This window comes from Pseudomonas sp. 10S4 (assembly GCF_034344865.1).
Lineage (GTDB): Bacteria > Pseudomonadota > Gammaproteobacteria > Pseudomonadales > Pseudomonadaceae > Aquipseudomonas.
Map to the genome: position 1 here is coordinate 1,964,223 of NZ_CP133774.1, position 16,515 is coordinate 1,980,737.

General features: G+C 60.5%; 15 protein-coding genes and 1 pseudogene. 11 read left to right on the top strand and 5 right to left on the bottom strand.

The window, feature by feature from the left end; genetic code table 11:
• Positions 1-8: 8 nt before the first annotated feature.
• The 3 genes and pseudogenes from RHM58_RS09095 to RHM58_RS09105 form a co-directional block, all read right to left on the bottom strand.
• Positions 9-391, bottom strand: a pseudogene (locus RHM58_RS09095) (DUF6124 family protein).
• 442 nt (positions 392-833) lie between these two features.
• Positions 834-1,592 (bottom strand): slipin family protein, encoded by a 759-nt coding sequence (locus RHM58_RS09100; RefSeq protein WP_201255472.1) that lies wholly within the window; start codon positions 1,590-1,592, stop codon positions 834-836.
• A 2-nt stretch (positions 1,593-1,594) separates the two neighbouring features.
• Positions 1,595-2,128 carry an NfeD family protein gene (locus RHM58_RS09105; protein WP_322270136.1) on the bottom strand — a complete coding sequence of 178 codons (534 nt, stop codon included), beginning with the start codon at positions 2,126-2,128 and terminating at the stop codon, positions 1,595-1,597.
• A 198-nt stretch (positions 2,129-2,326) separates the two neighbouring features.
• Here RHM58_RS09105 and RHM58_RS09110 point away from each other — a divergent pair, with 198 nt between their 5' ends.
• Both RHM58_RS09110 and RHM58_RS09115 read left to right on the top strand, forming a co-directional pair.
• Positions 2,327-2,788 carry an aminoacyl-tRNA deacylase gene (locus RHM58_RS09110; RefSeq protein WP_201255474.1) on the top strand — a complete coding sequence of 154 codons (462 nt, stop codon included), beginning with the start codon at positions 2,327-2,329 and terminating at the stop codon, positions 2,786-2,788.
• A gap of 117 nt (positions 2,789-2,905) precedes the next feature.
• Complete coding sequence (locus RHM58_RS09115) at positions 2,906-3,196, top strand: DUF2789 domain-containing protein (protein ID WP_322270137.1); 291 nt, start codon at positions 2,906-2,908, stop codon at positions 3,194-3,196.
• Positions 3,197-3,303: 107 nt separating this feature from the next.
• Here the strand turns inward: RHM58_RS09115 and RHM58_RS09120 are convergent, their stop codons facing one another.
• Positions 3,304-3,663, bottom strand: a complete 360-nt coding sequence (locus RHM58_RS09120) for a helix-turn-helix domain-containing protein (protein ID WP_322270139.1) — start codon at positions 3,661-3,663, stop codon at positions 3,304-3,306.
• Positions 3,663-3,965, bottom strand: a complete 303-nt coding sequence (locus RHM58_RS09125; protein WP_201255475.1) for a type II toxin-antitoxin system HigB family toxin — start codon at positions 3,963-3,965, stop codon at positions 3,663-3,665. The genes RHM58_RS09120 and RHM58_RS09125 overlap by 1 nt, the downstream gene beginning before the upstream one ends.
• A 239-nt stretch (positions 3,966-4,204) precedes the next feature.
• Here RHM58_RS09125 and RHM58_RS09130 point away from each other — a divergent pair, with 239 nt between their 5' ends.
• The 9 genes from RHM58_RS09130 to pgaB all read left to right on the top strand — a co-directional run bounded on the left by RHM58_RS09130 (position 4,205) and on the right by pgaB (position 16,515).
• Complete coding sequence (locus tag RHM58_RS09130; protein WP_201199494.1) at positions 4,205-4,633, top strand: MarR family winged helix-turn-helix transcriptional regulator; 429 nt, start codon at positions 4,205-4,207, stop codon at positions 4,631-4,633.
• Entirely contained in the window at positions 4,630-6,702 is a 2,073-nt protein-coding gene (locus RHM58_RS09135; protein ID WP_201199500.1) for an FUSC family protein, read from the top strand. The genes RHM58_RS09130 and RHM58_RS09135 overlap by 4 nt, the downstream gene beginning before the upstream one ends.
• Positions 6,699-6,908, top strand: coding sequence for a DUF1656 domain-containing protein (locus tag RHM58_RS09140; RefSeq protein WP_008059581.1), 210 nt, complete (start codon positions 6,699-6,701; stop codon positions 6,906-6,908). The genes RHM58_RS09135 and RHM58_RS09140 overlap by 4 nt, the downstream gene beginning before the upstream one ends.
• A gap of 10 nt (positions 6,909-6,918) precedes the next feature.
• Complete coding sequence (locus tag RHM58_RS09145) at positions 6,919-7,791, top strand: HlyD family secretion protein (RefSeq protein WP_322270140.1); 873 nt, start codon at positions 6,919-6,921, stop codon at positions 7,789-7,791.
• Positions 7,788-9,236, top strand: a complete 1,449-nt coding sequence (locus tag RHM58_RS09150; RefSeq protein ID WP_322270141.1) for an efflux transporter outer membrane subunit — start codon at positions 7,788-7,790, stop codon at positions 9,234-9,236. The genes RHM58_RS09145 and RHM58_RS09150 overlap by 4 nt, the downstream gene beginning before the upstream one ends.
• Positions 9,237-9,318: 82 nt before the next feature.
• Complete coding sequence (locus tag RHM58_RS09155; protein WP_201199503.1) at positions 9,319-9,954, top strand: NADH:ubiquinone oxidoreductase subunit N; 636 nt, start codon at positions 9,319-9,321, stop codon at positions 9,952-9,954.
• Positions 9,955-10,263: 309 nt separating this feature from the next.
• Positions 10,264-11,769: a YdgA family protein gene (locus RHM58_RS09160; protein WP_201199505.1), complete on the top strand. Its 1,506-nt coding sequence runs from the start codon at positions 10,264-10,266 to the stop codon at positions 11,767-11,769.
• A 255-nt stretch (positions 11,770-12,024) separates the two neighbouring features.
• On the top strand, positions 12,025-14,505 hold the full coding sequence (pgaA, locus tag RHM58_RS09165; protein WP_201199514.1) for a poly-beta-1,6 N-acetyl-D-glucosamine export porin PgaA: 2,481 nt from the start codon (positions 12,025-12,027) through the stop codon (positions 14,503-14,505).
• 12 nt (positions 14,506-14,517) lie between these two features.
• Entirely contained in the window at positions 14,518-16,515 is a 1,998-nt protein-coding gene (gene pgaB, locus RHM58_RS09170; protein WP_201199516.1) for a poly-beta-1,6-N-acetyl-D-glucosamine N-deacetylase PgaB, read from the top strand.

Genomic DNA, 16,515 nt, shown 5'->3' on the forward strand with positions numbered 1-16,515 from the left:
TACCTGGGCTAAACCTTGGCCTGAGCCTGCATCAGTTTCAACGCCTCCCAATCATCCAGTGCTCGCTCGACCAGCAATTGCACGCCGTCGGCCATGCGGCTGAGTGCCAGGGCGACTGAGCGGCGCGTTCCGTCTACATCGTCGGCCAGGTCGGCGGCGATGGCGCTGATGGACAGCAGGTCTTCGGAGGCGTTGGCGAGCACGGCTTCGGTGTCGATGTCGGCGGACACGTTGAAGAGTCTGCCTTTGCGGGATTTGACGGGTTTTTCGTGGGGCGGGGGAAGTAATGAGCGAAGGCGCGGTCGGCGGCTTCTTTCATTTTTCTTGCGTCGAGCGCTTCGGGGGAATCGGTTCCAGAGTTTTCTGGAGGATTCGGCGTAACTTTGTGCATATAAAAAATCCTAAACAGTAAGTGGGAGCCGTCACCGTTCGCTTGCACGCGAATGGGGTGGCGGCCGAGCGCAGGTGTGCAAGACCGGGACTGTTTAGGACACCCAGCAGATCCGAGGATCTCCTGCGCGCAGCCGCCATAAAGCAGTGAGCCTGAATGCCCATTGAGAGATATGGCAATTGCGACCTAAACAGTTTCGTCGGACTTGCACGTCCGTGTCACCGATTATTCAGTGACAAACCCAGACTAGACCTGCGCTTGGGCCGGAACACGTTCACCAAAGCCGCTACAACTTGAAGGAAATCTCCGACGAGATTGCCGGACGTGGGCGTCTGTAGGAAAGATCAAAAGATCGCAGCCTTCGGCAGCTCCTACGGGACGTGGGTTACCGCCGTTTCCGGTTGAAACACCGTCTGTAGGAGCTGCCGAAGGCTGCGATCTTTTAAGATTTCGAAGACAAATCCGCCATCCCCTTCAACAACTCAATCGGCAATGGAAAAACAATCGTCGAACTCTTGTCCCCGGCAATCGAACTCAAGGTCTGCATGTACCGCAACTGCATCGCCCCCGGCTGCCGCCCCAGCATTTCCGCGGCTTGCATGAGTTTTTCCGAGGCCTGCAATTCGCCTTCGGCGTGAATCACCTTGGCCCGCCGTTCCCGCTCGGCCTCGGCCTGCTTGGCGATGGCGCGCACCATCGACTCGTTCAGGTCCACGTGCTTGATTTCGACGTTGGCCACCTTGATGCCCCAGTTGTCGGTCTGGGCATCGAGCACTTGCTGGATATCGACATTCAGCCGCTCCCGTTCGGCCAGCAGCTCATCGAGTTCATGTTTACCGAGCACCGCCCGCAACGTGGTCTGGGCGAGTTGGCTGGTGGCCATGAGGAAGTCTTCGACCTGGATGATCGCTTTTTGCGGGTCGAGCACGCGGAAGTACAACACGGCGTTGACCTTCACCGAGACGTTGTCGCGGGTGATCACGTCTTGGGGCGGCACATCGAGGACGATGGTCCGCAGGTCGACGCGGACCATTTGCTGGACCACCGGAATCAGCAGAATCAGGCCGGGGCCCTTGACCTGCCAGAAGCGTCCGAGCTGGAACACCACGCCGCGCTCGTATTCGCGCAGGATGCGGAAGGTCGACCCCGCCAGTGCAATCACCAACAGCAGCAGCGCGGCAAAACCGACTTGCAGGCCCATGACTATTCTCCAACCGGCGCCGCGTCAGCCGCGGCCACTTGTAGCAGTAATCCTTTGCGCGCCACGACGCGGACATGCTGGCCCGGTTGCAGCGGTGTGGCGCTGAGTACCTGCCAGCGTTCCCCTTGCAACTGCACCCAGCCGCTGTAGGCGTTTGTCCCTTGCAAACCGGTGACCGGCGTCACGCTGCCCAATAAACCGGCATCGCCACTGACGAGGCGGCGCGGGCGGGTTTTAAGGGCGCGGATCAGCAGGGCGATCAACAGCAGGGCACTGACCAGACCGAGGCCGATCATCAACGGCACCGGAACGCTGGCATTGGTCAGAATCACCGCGCCAATCACGAACATCACCAGACCGCCCAGACCAACCACGCCGTAATTGGGCAAGGTCGCCTCGGCCACCAGAAACGCGATGCCGAACACGATCAGCCACAGGCCAAGCGGATCGGGAATGAACAGGACAACGCCATCCGCCGCGAACGCCGAACCGCTCAAGGCCAACAGCAACGCAATTGCACAACAACGAGTGTTCACTTGACCCTCCGGGAGAGTCACGGGGTTCTTTGTATACAGTCTAGTTGAGCCTGGGGTCGTCTGAATTTTGATCCGCGGTGCGTGGTTTCCGGCGGGCAGATTTCCCACCGATTTGCGCCAGCCGACCTAGACTTCCAATGGAAGAAAACGGGTTTAATCATCGTCCGTTTGTCGTTGCAGCGGACACTGAGGTGCATCATGCGTATGGCAAGAACGGTGCAGAGCAGCCTGGAAAAGGCCCACTGCGAATTCGACATCGTCACCCACCCGCACTCGGCCAGCAGCCTTGAAACGGCGCGGGTCTCGGGCATTCCTGCCGAACGGGTGGCCAAATCGGTGATCCTCGACGACCACCATGGTCACTACCTGATGGCGGTACTGCCCGCCAGCCGCCACCTGGACCTGAGCAAAGTGCGCGGCAGCGGCGAATGGCAAATCACCCGGGAAAGCACCCTGGCGCACCTGTTCAACGACTGCGAACGCGGCGCGGTGCCGGCGTTGGGTGAGTCTTATGGGCTGGACATGGTCATCGACCCGTTGCTGACCCGGCAGAAAGACATCTACCTGGAGGCCGGCAACCACCACAACCTGGTGCACATGAGCATGCCCGAGTTTTTGAAAATGGTGCCGCATGCGGAGGTTTGCGAGTTGAGTCATTAGGTTTACGGTGTCAGTGACGCCGTCTTCGCGGGCAAGCCTCGCTCCTACAATGGACCGCAGATCCCTGTATGAGCGAGGCTTGCCCGCGAACAATTTTCAGCCACCCAGGAGCCCAACATGGAATCCCCAACCCACAGCCTGCCGTCCCTGTTCAAACAACTCGGCCTGGACAACGACCCGGTCAGCATCGACCAATTCATTGCCACTCACTCCCCGCTCAAGCCGGAATTGCATTTGGCGGACGCGTTTTTCTGGAGCGAGAGCCAAGCGGCGTTTTTGCGCGATGAGATTCTGGATGACGCGGATTGGGCGGAGGTGGTGGATCAGTTGGATGTGTTGTTGAGGAAGGGGCGGGGGTGTAAAAATCTTTGTAAAACGACGGTAATGTGCAAAAAACTTACAAAGTGATGAAGAAATCTGATTAGAAAACCACTCACGTGCTGTTTTCAGAGCTTTATACGCGCTGTTCCTCGCCTCTGCCCTCCTTTGTTTGAAGGAGGGTGATCCGGCCAATTTCAAACCACCTCGGCAAACAGGCACTCATAAGGAATGCGCAATCCATCGTGTAGGCGCTTGATCATTTTCAGGCTCAACGGACGCTTGCCATTCAGTACTTCTGACACGCGACCGCTGGGGCCGATGAAGGCTTCAAGGTCCCGGGCAGTCAGACCTTGCTGGTCCATGCGAAATTTGATCGCCTCGATAGGGTCGGAAGCCGGAATCGCAAAATGCTCGTCTTCATATTTTTCTACCAGCAAGGCCAGTATTTCGAGTTCGTCACCCTCAGGCGAGTCCAAAGCCGCTCCCCACAGCTGCTCAATACGCAAAAGCGCATGGGTGAGGTCCTCGTCTGTTCGGATAGGTTTGATGTCCATTACACAGTCTCCGCATTGATCTGATCGTATTGAGCATGCGTGCCGACGAAGCGCACAAAACCCAATTGCCGTTCGTAGTCAATTGCCAGGATCACTCGATACTTGTTGCCGGCAATATTGAATACCACACGCCCACCTTTTAAAACGCTGGCAGTCCTTAGCTCGGCTTTTACTTCCTGGGGAGTGCGATATGACGACTTCTCCATGTGTCGATACCACTCTGAGAGAGGCGTTACGGCGTCGGCGTATGCCGGGCTACTTTCCCAGAAAATCCTCAAAGTCCCTTTGGCAATTATTCGCACGAATCGAAATTCTCCCGTTTTGGGAGATTCTAGGTGTGAGACTCATGATGTGCAACCAATCCGTTGTGCCAAACCGGTATGAAGACATTTCTGAATGTGGCCCATCGGAAGGTAGCTACTCTGTCGTTGATCCAATTTGTTTCAAAACTTGACCAGCTTTCCCCTCGAATGCGATATTGATAGTTAGCAAACTAACAGTGTGTCATTCCCCCGTGCCAAAAAACCTCGACGCTCTCCAGATGAACATCAGCAGTGCCATGGTGGTGGCCGCCAGGCATTGGCGGAAGATCTGCCAGACCACGCTGGTCAATTATGGAATCTCCGAAGCCTGCGCCGTCCCGTTGTTGATGATCGGGCGTTTGGGGGAGGGTGTGCGGCAGGTGACGGTGGCGCAGGCGGCGGGGATGGAGAGCCCGTCCCTGGTGCGGTTGCTCGATCAGTTGTGCAATTCCGGTTACGTACGCCGCACCGAAGACGCCTATGACCGCCGCGCCAAATGCCTGAGCCTGACCGACACTGGTCGTGAGCTGGTGCAAGCCGTCGAAGTCGAACTCGTGCGTTTGCGCCACGAAGTGCTCGAAGGCATCGACCAGAGCGATCTTGAAGCGGCGCTGCGTGTGCTCAGAGCGTTTGAAGCGGCCAATCATCCGTCGGTGATCCAGCCTTGAACGGTTTTTGGACAGGCGTTCCCCCTGCGCGGGATTGGTTCTACGGCGTGCGTACGTTCGCCGCGTCAATGACCGCGTTGTACATCGCCATGCTTATGCAGATGCCGCGTCCGTATTGGGCGATGGCCACGGTTTACATCGTTTCCAGCCCGTTTGTCGGCCCGACCAGTTCCAAGGCGCTTTACCGCGCGGTCGGCACGTTTATGGGCGCCGCGGCGGCGGTGTTTTTCGTCCCGATGTTTGTCCAGAGCCCCTATGTGCTGGTGGTAATCATCGCGCTGTGGACCGGGACGTTGCTGTTCTTGTCCTTGCACCTGCGTACCGCCAACAGCTACGCCTTGATGCTCGCCGGTTACACGTTGCCGCTGATTGCCCTGCCGGTGTTGGATAACCCGCTGGCGGTGTGGGACATCGCCGAGGCGCGGACCGAAGAAATCTTCCTCGGCATCGCCGTGGCAGCAGTGGTCGGCGCCATGTTCTGGCCTCGGCGGTTGGCGCCGGTGTTCAACGATTCGGTGAATAAATGGTTCGCCGACGCCTCGACTTACAGCCTGCGCTTCCTCACTCGCGACGTGAAACCGGAAGAAGTCAGCACCCTGCGCGCGGCCATGGTGGCGACCTTCAACAGCCTGGAGCTGATGATCGGCCAGTTGCCCCACGAGGGCTCGCGGCCGCAAACGGTGCGCAATACTAAGGAACTGCGCGGGCGGATGATCCACTTGCTGCCGGTGATCGATGCCCTCGATGACGCGCTCTATGCGCTTGAGCGCCGCACCCCGGAGCTGGTGGATAAGTTCGCGCCGCTACTGGCCGCGACCACCGAATGGCTCAATCACAAAGACGCCGACCTCGACCGCTGGCAAGCGCTGAAAGAGCAGCTCGAAGCCCTGCAACCGAGTGCCGAGGCGCTGGATGATCGCAAACAATTGCTGTTCTCCAACGCTTTGTATCGCCTCGGCGAGTGGATCGATTTGTGGCAAGACTGCCGCAGCTTGCAATACGCCATCCAGTGCGAAAGCCAGGACAGTTGGCGCGCGGTGTATCGGCATTGGCGGCTCGGTCGCCTGACGCCGTTCCTTGACCGTGGGCTGATGCTCTATTCGGCGATGTCCACGGTCAGCGCGATCATTGTTGCGTCGGTGCTGTGGATTCTGCTCGGCTGGACCGACGGCGGCAGCGCTGTGATTCTGGCGGCGGTGGCGTGCAGCTTTTTCGCCTCGATGGACGATCCGGCACCGCAGATCTACCGGTTCTTTTTCTGGACGGCGATGTCGGTGTTGTTCGCCAGCCTGTATCTGTTTCTGGTGCTGCCGAACCTGCATGACTTCCCGATGCTGGTGCTGGCGTTTGCCGTGCCGTTCATTTGCATCGGCACACTCACGGTCAAGCCGCAGTTTTACCTGGGCATGCTGCTGACGCTGGTTAACACCTCGTCCTTCATCAGCATCCAGGGCGCCTACGACGCGGATTTCCTCAGCTTCGCCAACTCCAACCTGGCGGGGCCGATCGGGCTGTTGTTTGCCTTCGTCTGGACCCTGATTGCCCGGCCGTTCGGCGCAGAACTGGCGGCCAAACGCCTGACTCGTTTTAGCTGGCGCGACATTGTCAGCCTGACCGAACCGGCCAACCTGGCCGAACACCGCAAGCTCGGTGTGCAAATGCTCGACCGGTTGATGCAGCACTTGCCGCGCCTGGGTTTGACCGGTCAAGACACCGGCGTCGCCCTGCGGGAAGTACGCGTTGCCCTGAACCTGCTCGACCTGCTCGCGTATACGCCGCGAGTGCAAGGTGTCCCGCAAGTGCTGCTGCAACAGGTGGTGGCCGAAGTCGGTGAGTACTTCAAGGCCTGCCTCAAGGCGGGCGAACGTTTGCCGGCGCCGAGCCCCTTGTTGATGACCCTCGACCGTACTCGTCGGGCCCTGAACACCGAGTGCGATGACGAGGCCCGTCTACATTTGCTGCACGCCTTGAGCGGTCTGCGTCTGGCGTTGTTGCCCGGCGTTGAATTCGTCGGCACCGGCGAACTCGAAGAACCGCTTCCCCATGGCATCGATGGAGCGCCTTTATGATCGGTGATCTGGATATCAGCGGGGTGTTCCTGCCCACGCTGCTGGTGCTGATGGGCATTACGTATGTGTTGTACCTGTTGGTGCACGGGGTGCTGACGCGCCTGCACTTTTACCGTCTGGTCTGGCACCGGGCATTGTTCAACGTGGCTCTCTACGCTTTGCTCCTCGGCGCCGTGGACTCACTCAGTCGATACCTGATGACATGAAAAAACCTTTTTGACCATTGGTCGCGTGCTGCTGACCTTGCTGATCGTGACCTTCGCTGTCGTCGTCGTCTGGCGCATGGTGATGTATTACATGTATGCGCCCTGGACCCGGGACGGGCACATCCGTGCCGACATCGTGCAGATCGCCCCGGACGTCTCCGGGCTGATCCAGCAAGTGGAGGTGCGCGACAACCAGTTGGTGCAACGCGGCCAAGTGCTGTTCAGCATCGACCAGGACCGTTTCAAATTGGCCCTGCGCCAAGCGAAAGCGGCAGTGGCCGATCGTGAAGAAACCCTGGCCCAGGCTCAGCGCGAGGCCAAGCGTAACCGTGGCCTCGGCAATCTGGTGCCGGGCGAGCAGCTTGAGGAAAGCCTGTCGAAAGTCGCCCGTGCGCAATCGGCCTTGTCCGAAGCGTTGGTGACGGTGGACAGCGCCCAACTCAACCTCGATCGCTCGGTGATCCGCAGCCCGGTGGACGGCTACATCAACGACCGTGCGCCGCGTGCCCAGGAATTCGTTACGGCTGGGCGGCCGGTTTTGTCGGTGGTGGATAGCAATTCTTTCCACATCGACGGCTATTTCGAAGAAACCAAACTGGACGGCATTCACATCGGCCAAGGCGTTGATATCCGAGTGATCGGCGACCGTGCTCGTTTGCGCGGGCATGTGGAAAGCATCGTCGCCGGCATCGAGGACCGCGACCGCAGCAGCGGCAGCAACCTGTTGCCGAACGTCAACCCGGCGTTCAGTTGGGTGCGGCTGGCCCAACGGATTCCGGTGCGAATCGCCTTCGACGACGTGCCAGCGGATTTCCGCATGATTGCCGGGCGCACCGCGACGGTATCGATCATCGACGACAAAACCGAGGAGCCGGCGAAATGAGCAAAGCCTCGGCTTTGGCGGTGGCCGGGTTAGGCCTGTTGCTGTCGGCGTGTCAGGTGGTCGGGCCGGATTATCACTTGCCGGGCGAAGCTGCCGTTCACCGTGACGACTTTCAGGGCAATCTGGCGGCGAGCGACAAAGATGTCGTCTCGGCGCCGGTGCCCAGCGATTGGTGGCGCCTGTATCAGGACCCGCGTCTCGACCAGTTAGTGCAGCAGGCCATGGCCTCCAACACTGATTTGCGCGTGGCGGCGGCGAACCTGTCCAAGGCGCGGGCTCAGGTCGACGAAGCCCAGGCGGCGGGCGGCTGGAGCGGCGGCTTGAAGATGGGCGCCCAGCGTTTGCAGGAGTCTGGCGAAGCGTTCCTGTTGCCAGAAAAAGTGCCTGTGGCCAATGTCGGCGACATCGGCATCACCACCTCTTATCAATTCGACCTGTTTGGCACGTTGCAGCGCGGCATCGAAGCGGCCAAGGCCAATGCCGATGCGACCCAAGCGGCAAGCGACACGGCGCGCATTACCCTGGTGGCCGACGTGGTTCGGGCCTACACCCAAGTCTGCGCGGCCAACGAAGAACGGGAAATTGCCCAGCATTCCCTCGACCTGCAGGGCCAGAGCACCACGCTGACCCAGCGCTTGCGCGATGCCGGGCGCGGCGATGAAACCCAGGTCACCCGTTCGCAAACCCAGTTCAAATCCTTGCGCGCCGACATGCCGCGTTATGAAGCGGCGCGTCAGGCCGGGTTGTTCCGTTTGTCGATGCTGCTGGCCAAACCGGTGGATCAACTGCCCGCCGGCACCGGCAGTTGCGCCGAGTTGCCGAAGATTGCGCAATTGTTGCCGGTGGGTGACGGCGCCACGCTGCTTAAACGCCGCCCTGATGTGCGTCAGGCCGAGCGCCGACTGGCCGCCGCGACCGCCGGTATCGGCATCGCCACCGGCGAGTTGTACCCGGACATCAGCATCGGCGCGAGCATCGGCACCGTTGGCACCCTGGAACACCTCGGCCAACCGCAGACCAATCGCTGGGGCTTTGGCCCGTTGCTGAGCTGGACCGTACCGTCCAACGGCTCCCGGGCACGCATCCGCGAAGCCGAAGCCTCGACCCAAGGCGCGTTGGCGCACTTCGACGGCGTGGTGCTTAACGCGATCCGCGAGACTCAAACCGGCCTGGCCCAGTACTCCGCGCTGCTGCAACGCCGGGATGCCTTGGCCGACGCCGAGCAATCGGCAAAACTGGCGGCGGACCAGACCCACCGCTTCTTCACGGCCGGCCGCGCGTCGTTCCTGGCGGACCTGCAAGCCACCCGCACTTACACCGATGTCACGGCGCAACTGGCGTCGGCCAACACTCAAGTCGCGATGAGCCAGATCGATTTGTTCCTGGCGCTCGGCGGCGGTTGGGAAAGCGGACGAACGCAAGCGTCACAGCCCGGCAAACCCTGAGGCCGTTGCTATGCTTTGATTTGACGGGGTCGCGCAGCGAACTCGTCAATCAAGGCTCGCGTTGGTCATGGGGACTCTAATAATGAAAAACCCTTATGCTCCCGGCTTCTGGTGCGCTATTGCAGCATTGGTTTTGCTGTCGGCCACCTATTTCTACGGCATCATGCTCGCCCACCAGATCGACAAGGCCTTGGTGTTCCTCGACAGCGCGTCGGCGCTGATCGCGGTGATGTCCATCGTGGTGGTGGCCTGGGCGTCGGTCCAGGGCACGCGCATCAAGCGAAGACACCTCGAACAAGGCAAGACCCTGGTGCTGATCTGGGACACCAAAGTCGCGCTGCGTCGGGTCGAAACGGTGTTTGACCGTTATTTCTGGGGCAGCTACTGGCAACCGGGGCGCACGTTCCAGGAAGTCATGGGCGAACTCACCGGTACACCGCTGGAAAAAAGCCTCGAAGCCTTGAAAACCCAATGCCTGGCCCTCGACAAGCAAGTCACCGAGGAAGGCTGGCACTGGCTCAACAACGCCCGCGAACTCTCCGACGTCGCCAACGCCATGGCCCGTGAGCGCTATCAACTGGACTTCTGCGACCCGCGCGCGGAAGTGACAGGCGGGGCGGTGATCAATCGGGATTTTGAAGTGCTGGTCTATACGTGGACGGCGCGGCTAAAAAGCTTTGATCATCAGCTGGATGAGATTGAAGTGCAGTATTCCTGATCTGTGTTGGAAGGGCTGACGCTATCGCGAGCAAGCTCGCTCCCACAGTTGTTCTCTGGTGTTCATAAAATCTGTGTTCACCACCGAACCATTGTGGGAGCGAGCTTGCTCGCGATGGCGATCCTACGGCCGCTGAAACTCTCGACCCATACGAATGGTCCATAGACACTCTTTCACCTTTAATCATTAAGCCCTCCCGCCCCGCAAATGCTAATCTCCATCGCACTTTTGCGCAGTCGTGACCGCAACCCGTCATGGGTTCAGGGAAGACGACCACACTTTCAACAACGGACATTGATCGGGTAATTCATGAATAAATCAGCAGGCGTGCTTCTTGGAATTGTCGTTGCCATCGGTGCAATCAGCGCCGGCGGTGCCTGGTACACCGGCACTAAACTGGAAGGCGTGCTGAACGCCTCCGTCGTTGACGCCAACAAAGAACTGCAAACTGCGCTGGTGGGTTCCAACGGCACGGCGTCCCTGGAACTGGTGTCCGTGGAACGTGGTGTTTTCAGCAGCACTGCTCATTACCGCCTCAAGGGCGAAGGCGATATGTTCGGTGGCGCACCGGTCGAATTGCTCTTCGTCGATCATGTAGAGCACGGCCCGCTGCCGTTCTCGCGTCTGGCTTCGTTGAAGTGGTTGCCGGTCATGGCCACCAATCACTTTGAGCTGGAAAAAACCCCGCTCACGGAAAAATGGTTTGCCGCCGCCAACGGCCTGTCGCCGGTCAAAGGCGTGGTTAACATTGGTTATGACAACTCCACCAACGGCACTTTCGAACTGCTGCCGCTGGAAACGGCTCTGGATGACAAGTCCAGCCTGAAGTTTTCTGGGCTGAACATGGACATCGCCGCCAGCGCCCAGGCGCAGAAAGTGAAAGCCAGCGGTTACATGGACAGCCTGAAACTGACCACCGTGTCTGAAGATCAGGCGCCGGTGACCGTCGAGCTGAACGGCCTGACCCTGGCCAGCAACCTGGTCAAAAGCACCTACGGCTACTACACCGGGGATAACACCGTCGAGTTGACCAGCAGCAAGACCACCTTCGGCGCCAAGCAGTTGATCGTCGGCGTCAACAAATTCGAGATGAAGAACCAGACTGAAGAGTCGGGCACCAGCGCTTCCGGGCGTGCCGATTACAAAGTCGGCGAGCTGACATTTAACGGCAAAACCGTCGGTTCGGCACAAATGGCCATGAGCCTGAAGAACCTCGACATCCCGTCGACGCTGTCGTTGATGCAGATTTACCAGACCAAGCTGCAACCGTACGAGCAGGCCGCCGCCGCCGCGACTGCCGCCGGTGAACCCGCGCCAGAGCTGAACCTGACCCCGGCCGAAGAAGCGCAGGTCAAGTCCGGCCTGGAAAAACTGTTGGCCGCCGGCCCGCAATTCGCGCTGGAGAACCTGTCGTTCAACACTGCCAACGGTGAAAGCCGCGCCAACCTGGTGCTCGACCTGACCAAACCGGCGTCCATGGACCTGCCGCCGGATCAATTGGTCCGTCAGTTGATCGCCCTGTTGGACATCAACCTGCAAGTGTCCAAGCCAATGCTCGTTGACCTGCTCAGCCTGCAAGCACAAGCGGATGGCCAGACTGACGCCAAGGTCATCGTCGACCAGGCAACGGCGACCAGCGACATGTTCGCCAGCATGGCGATCGGCACACAGTTGGCCAAACTGGACGGCACCAATGTCGTCTCCAAACTGCATTACGCCAACAATCAGGTGGAGTTCAACGGCCAGAAAATGACCGTCGAAGAATTTGTCGGCTTCGTGATGGGCAAACTCGGTGGTGCTGGCGTCGTTCAGTAACCTTCGCGCGACACACTGACGCCCGGCCTCTGCGCAAGCAGACGCCGGGCGTTTTGCTGTCTGGCGTTTGAGAATTGCCGGGGCGTGAAGCAGGGAATGTAACGAATCTGAATAAATATTGTGTTCTGAATAATGGTCTACGCTTGCGTGCAAGACTGCCTAGATAAAGCTTGGCCGGGTTATCCATCCGGCTTTCCGTTACGAATGGGCAAGGAGGGCATAGCAGCCCGGCTGGCCATGTAAGGATGCTGACGAATGCTGTGTTTTTCTCGTCCCGTTGTTCCTCGTAGGTTTAGCCCGTTGCTGCGCATTGCACTCTGCAGCCAGCTGCTCTGGCCCGTGCTGGCGTTTGCCGACACGCCCTACGACCAGATGGTCCGTGATGCCCGTGCGGGTAACTACACGCCTGCGCTGACCGTACTGCGTCAGGTACCTGTGAGCCAGGCCACCAACGGCCAGGTCAGCGATCATTTGCAGATCGCCGGCTGGGCTGGCCTCGACGCCGAAGTGGTGCAGGTCTATGAGACCCAGGGGCGCAATCGGGCACTGCCGGTTCAGGCGTTGATCGCCACCGCCCGCGCCTATCGCAACCTCAAGCGCTGGGATTCGGCGACCGAGGTCTATAACAAGGCCCTCGCGCTGGAGCCGCAGAACCCGGACTTGCAACTCGGTCTGGCCATGACCCAGGCGGACGCCGGCAAACCTGACGAAGCCGTGACCCGCACCAAAGCGCTGGTGGCCGCCAAACCGGACGACCCTTCCCGTCGTCTGGCGCTGGCCTATGCCTTGACCCGCGCCGGTGCCACCTACGACGCCCTGTTTGAATACGACCAAGCCTTCATTCGGGCCGGGAGCAAGCCTGACGTTGCCCGTGAATACGTCTTTGCCCTGCAACGTGCGCGCCTGCCTGAGCCGGCCCTGCGCCTGGCCCGCCAACGGCCGGGGCTGATCGATCCGGTGCAACTGCGGGTCATCGAAGGTGATTTGGCCGCCGAACAGGTACGCATGGCTGAGTTCGCCACCCGCAGCGAGAAAGAACGCTTCGTCATTGCCGACCGTGCGCTGAGCGGTTACGACCAGTTGTTGACCACTTGGACCCCGGATCCGAAGGCTCACGATGACGTGATCCGCTGGCGCATTGATCGCATGGGCGCGCTAAAGGCTCGTGCGCGCACTGCTGAAGTCATCACCGAATATCAGAAACTGCTCGGCGAAGGCGTGAAAATTCCTACCTACGCCATGCGTTGGGTGGCGGGTGCTTATCTGGATCGACGCGAGCCCGAGATCGCTACCGACCTGTATCGCCAAGTGCTGGCGGCGCCTGATGCCGACCCTGCCGATCGTGTCGAAGACACCACGGCGCTGTATTACGCGTTGCTTGAAAGCGACCATGCGGAAGAAGCGCGCACCGTGGCGGAGAATCTGGCCAAGTCCCAGAACCCGCGTGTCGAACTCAAGGGGCTGCCTTTCGGCAACCCGAATGACTCATGGATGGACGCCCAGCAACTCGCCGCCCAGGCCGGCACGTATGGCTCTGATCTGCCGTCCGGTGAGCAGCGTTTACAGACTTTGGTGGATCAGGCGCCGGGCAACGTTGGCTTGCGCCTGGCCCAGGCTGACTTGTACCTCGCTCGAGCCTGGCCGCGCCGCGCGGAAAGCCAGCTCAAGGAAACCGAGAGCATGGTCCCGCGGGACATCGGGCTGGAAGTTGCTCAGGCCCACACCGCCATGGACTTGCAGGAATGGCGGCAGATGGATGCGCTGACCGACGATGTGGTCGCGCGTTTCCCAGACAACCGTCAGGTGCAGCGTCTGGATCGTCAGCGCGACGTGCACGACATGGCCGAGCTGCGGGTGCAAACCTACGGCGGCAAGAGTTACGGTGGTGGCAGCAACGGGGCCGGTGCGGTGGCCGGCAGCAAGGATTTCGGCATCGAAACCGTGCTCTACAGCCCGCCCATCGATGAAGACTGGCGCGTATTTGCCGGTGTCGGCTACGCCACGGGAGATTTCCAGGAAGGCACCGGTCGTGATCGCACGCAACGGCTTGGTGTCGAGCGCCGCACCCGCGACATGACCCTGGAGGCGGAGGTTTCCAATCACGACTTCGGTTATGGCGACAAGCAAGGCGCGCGCCTGTCGATTGCCCGCGACATTGACGATCACTGGCAATACGGCGGCAGCCTCGCCTACCTCTCGGCCGATACCCCGCTGCGAGCGTTGAACAGCGATGTGACGTCCAATGGCGGCAGCGGTTTCATCCGCTGGCGCGCCAATGAAAGCCGCGAATGGAAACTGGCGGTCAGCCCCTCGCATTTCAGCGACGGCAACAACCGCGTCGAGGCCTTGCTGACCGGGCGCGAGGGCGTCTATACCGCGCCGAAGGTGCAAGTTGACCTCGGCCTGGAAGTCGGCACCAGCCACAACTCCATGTCCGAGGACGTACCGTACTTCAACCCCAAATCCGATTTCAGTGTCCTGCCGACGGTGAACGTCAATCACGTTCTGTATCACCGCTACGAAACCTCCTGGAGCCAACAGTTCCAGGCCGGTGCGGGCACCTACAGCCAGCGCGATTACGGCACCGGGGGTGTCGGCCTGCTGGGCTATGGCCAGCGCTACAGCTGGAACGATGTATTCGAGGTGGGCGGCTTGTTGACGGTGATCAACCGGCCTTATGACGGCGATCGCGAAACCGATCTGCGTCTGCTCGTCGACCTCACTTACCGCTTCTAGAAGAGTTTGAAGATGCCTTTTATCTCGCGTTTCATCCTTCTGCTGGGAGTGCTGCTGGTCAGCGCCTGCGCCCAGCAAGCTCCGGCGTTCGCGCCGCCGTCCGAGCGTCCTGTTGCCGCCAACGAAACACCGTGGCCGAAAAACCATGTGCTGGGGATTGCCTACCACGACATTGAAGACCGCGACCCCGATCAAGCGGTGGTGGCCGTGCGTACCGAACGCATGATTGAACAACTGGCGTGGCTGCGGGAGAACGACTACAAACCGGTCACCATCGATCAGATCCTGGCGGCCCACAAGGGCGGTCCGGAGTTGCCGGCCAAGGCGATTCTGCTGAGCTTCGACGACGGCTATGCGAGCTTCTACACCCGCGTGCTGCCGGTGCTGCGTGCCTATAACTGGCATGCGTTGCTGGCCCCGGTCGGCGTATGGATCGATACACCGGCGAACCAGCAGGTGGATTTCGCCGGGCAAATGCGTCCGCGTTCGGACTTCCTGACTTGGGAGCAGGTGCGGGAAATCTCCAAGTCCGGGCTGGTGGAAATCGCCGCCCATACCGACGCCAGCCACAAGGGCATCCTCGCCAACCCTCAGGGCAACCTGCAACCCGCGGCAGCGACCCGGCGTTATGACGCCACCACCGGCCGCTACGAGACGGAAGAAGCCTTCCAGGCGCGCATGCGCACCGACGTCGTGACCATCTCGGAGAAAATCCGCAAGGCCGTCGGTTACAAGCCGCGAGTCTGGGTCTGGCCTTACGGCACGGCGGACGGCAGCACGTTGCAAATTATCAATGACCAGGGCTATCAAATGGCCCTGACCCTGGACGACGGCCTCGATGCCCTCGACGACCTGATGAGCAGCCCGCGCTTCCTGGTGGCTTCCGATCCGGACGGCGAGCACTTCGCCAACAGCATCGTCGCGGTGCAAGCCGATGCACCGATGCGCGTGGTGCATGTGGACCTGGATAACGTCTACGACCCGGACCCGGCCCAGCAGGAAATCAACCTCGGCAAACTGATCCAGCGCATGGCCGACATGGGCGCCAATACGGTGTTCCTGCAAGCTTTCGCCGATCCGCAAGGCGACGGCCTGGTGCACTCGCTGTACTTCCCTAACCGCCATCTGCCGGTGCGCGCCGATATTTTTGATCGCGTGGCCTGGCAGTTGCGCACCCGGGCCCACGTCAAAGTCTTCGCCTGGATGCCGGTGCTCAGTTATGCCCTGGATTCGAACCTGCCGCGCGTGACGCGCTGGGACCCGAAAACCGGCACCACCTCGGTCGACCCGGACCAGTACAAACGCCTGTCGCCCTTCGACCCGAACGTGCGGCGCATCATTGGTGAAATCTACGAAGACGTCGCTCGCCTGACCTCGGTCGACGGCATCCTCTACCACGACGATGCGGTGCTCTCGGACTTCGAAGACGCCGGCCCCGAAGCGCTCAAGGTGTATGCCGCCAACGGCCTGCCGGGCTCGATTGCCGCGTTGCGGGACGATCCAGCGGCGCTGCAACGCTGGACGCGGTTCAAGAGCCGCTACCTGATCGACTTCACCAAAGAACTCACCGCCAAGGTTCGCGCCATTCGCGGCCCGCAGGTACTGACCGCGCGTAATATCTTTGCCGAGCCGATGCTCAATCCCCAGAGCGAAGCCTGGTTCGCGCAGAACCTCGACGACTTCCTCGGCACCTACGACTGGACGGCGCCGATGGCGATGCCACTCATGGAAAAACAAAGCCTGGCGCAATCCGGGCCATGGCTCGAAGCGTTGGTAGCCACGGTCAAGTCTCGCCCCGGCGCGCTGCAGCGCACGGTGTTCGAATTGCAGGCCAAGGACTGGACGAAGAAAACCGATTCCGACATCGATGGCGCGCAGCTGAGCGACTGGATGGGCCGCCTCAAGCGGCAGGGCGCCACCAGCTTCGGCTACTACCCGGATAACTTCCTCGAGAACCAGCCGGACGTGAAAACCGTGCGACCTGCGCTCTCCAACAAGTGGAATCCATAA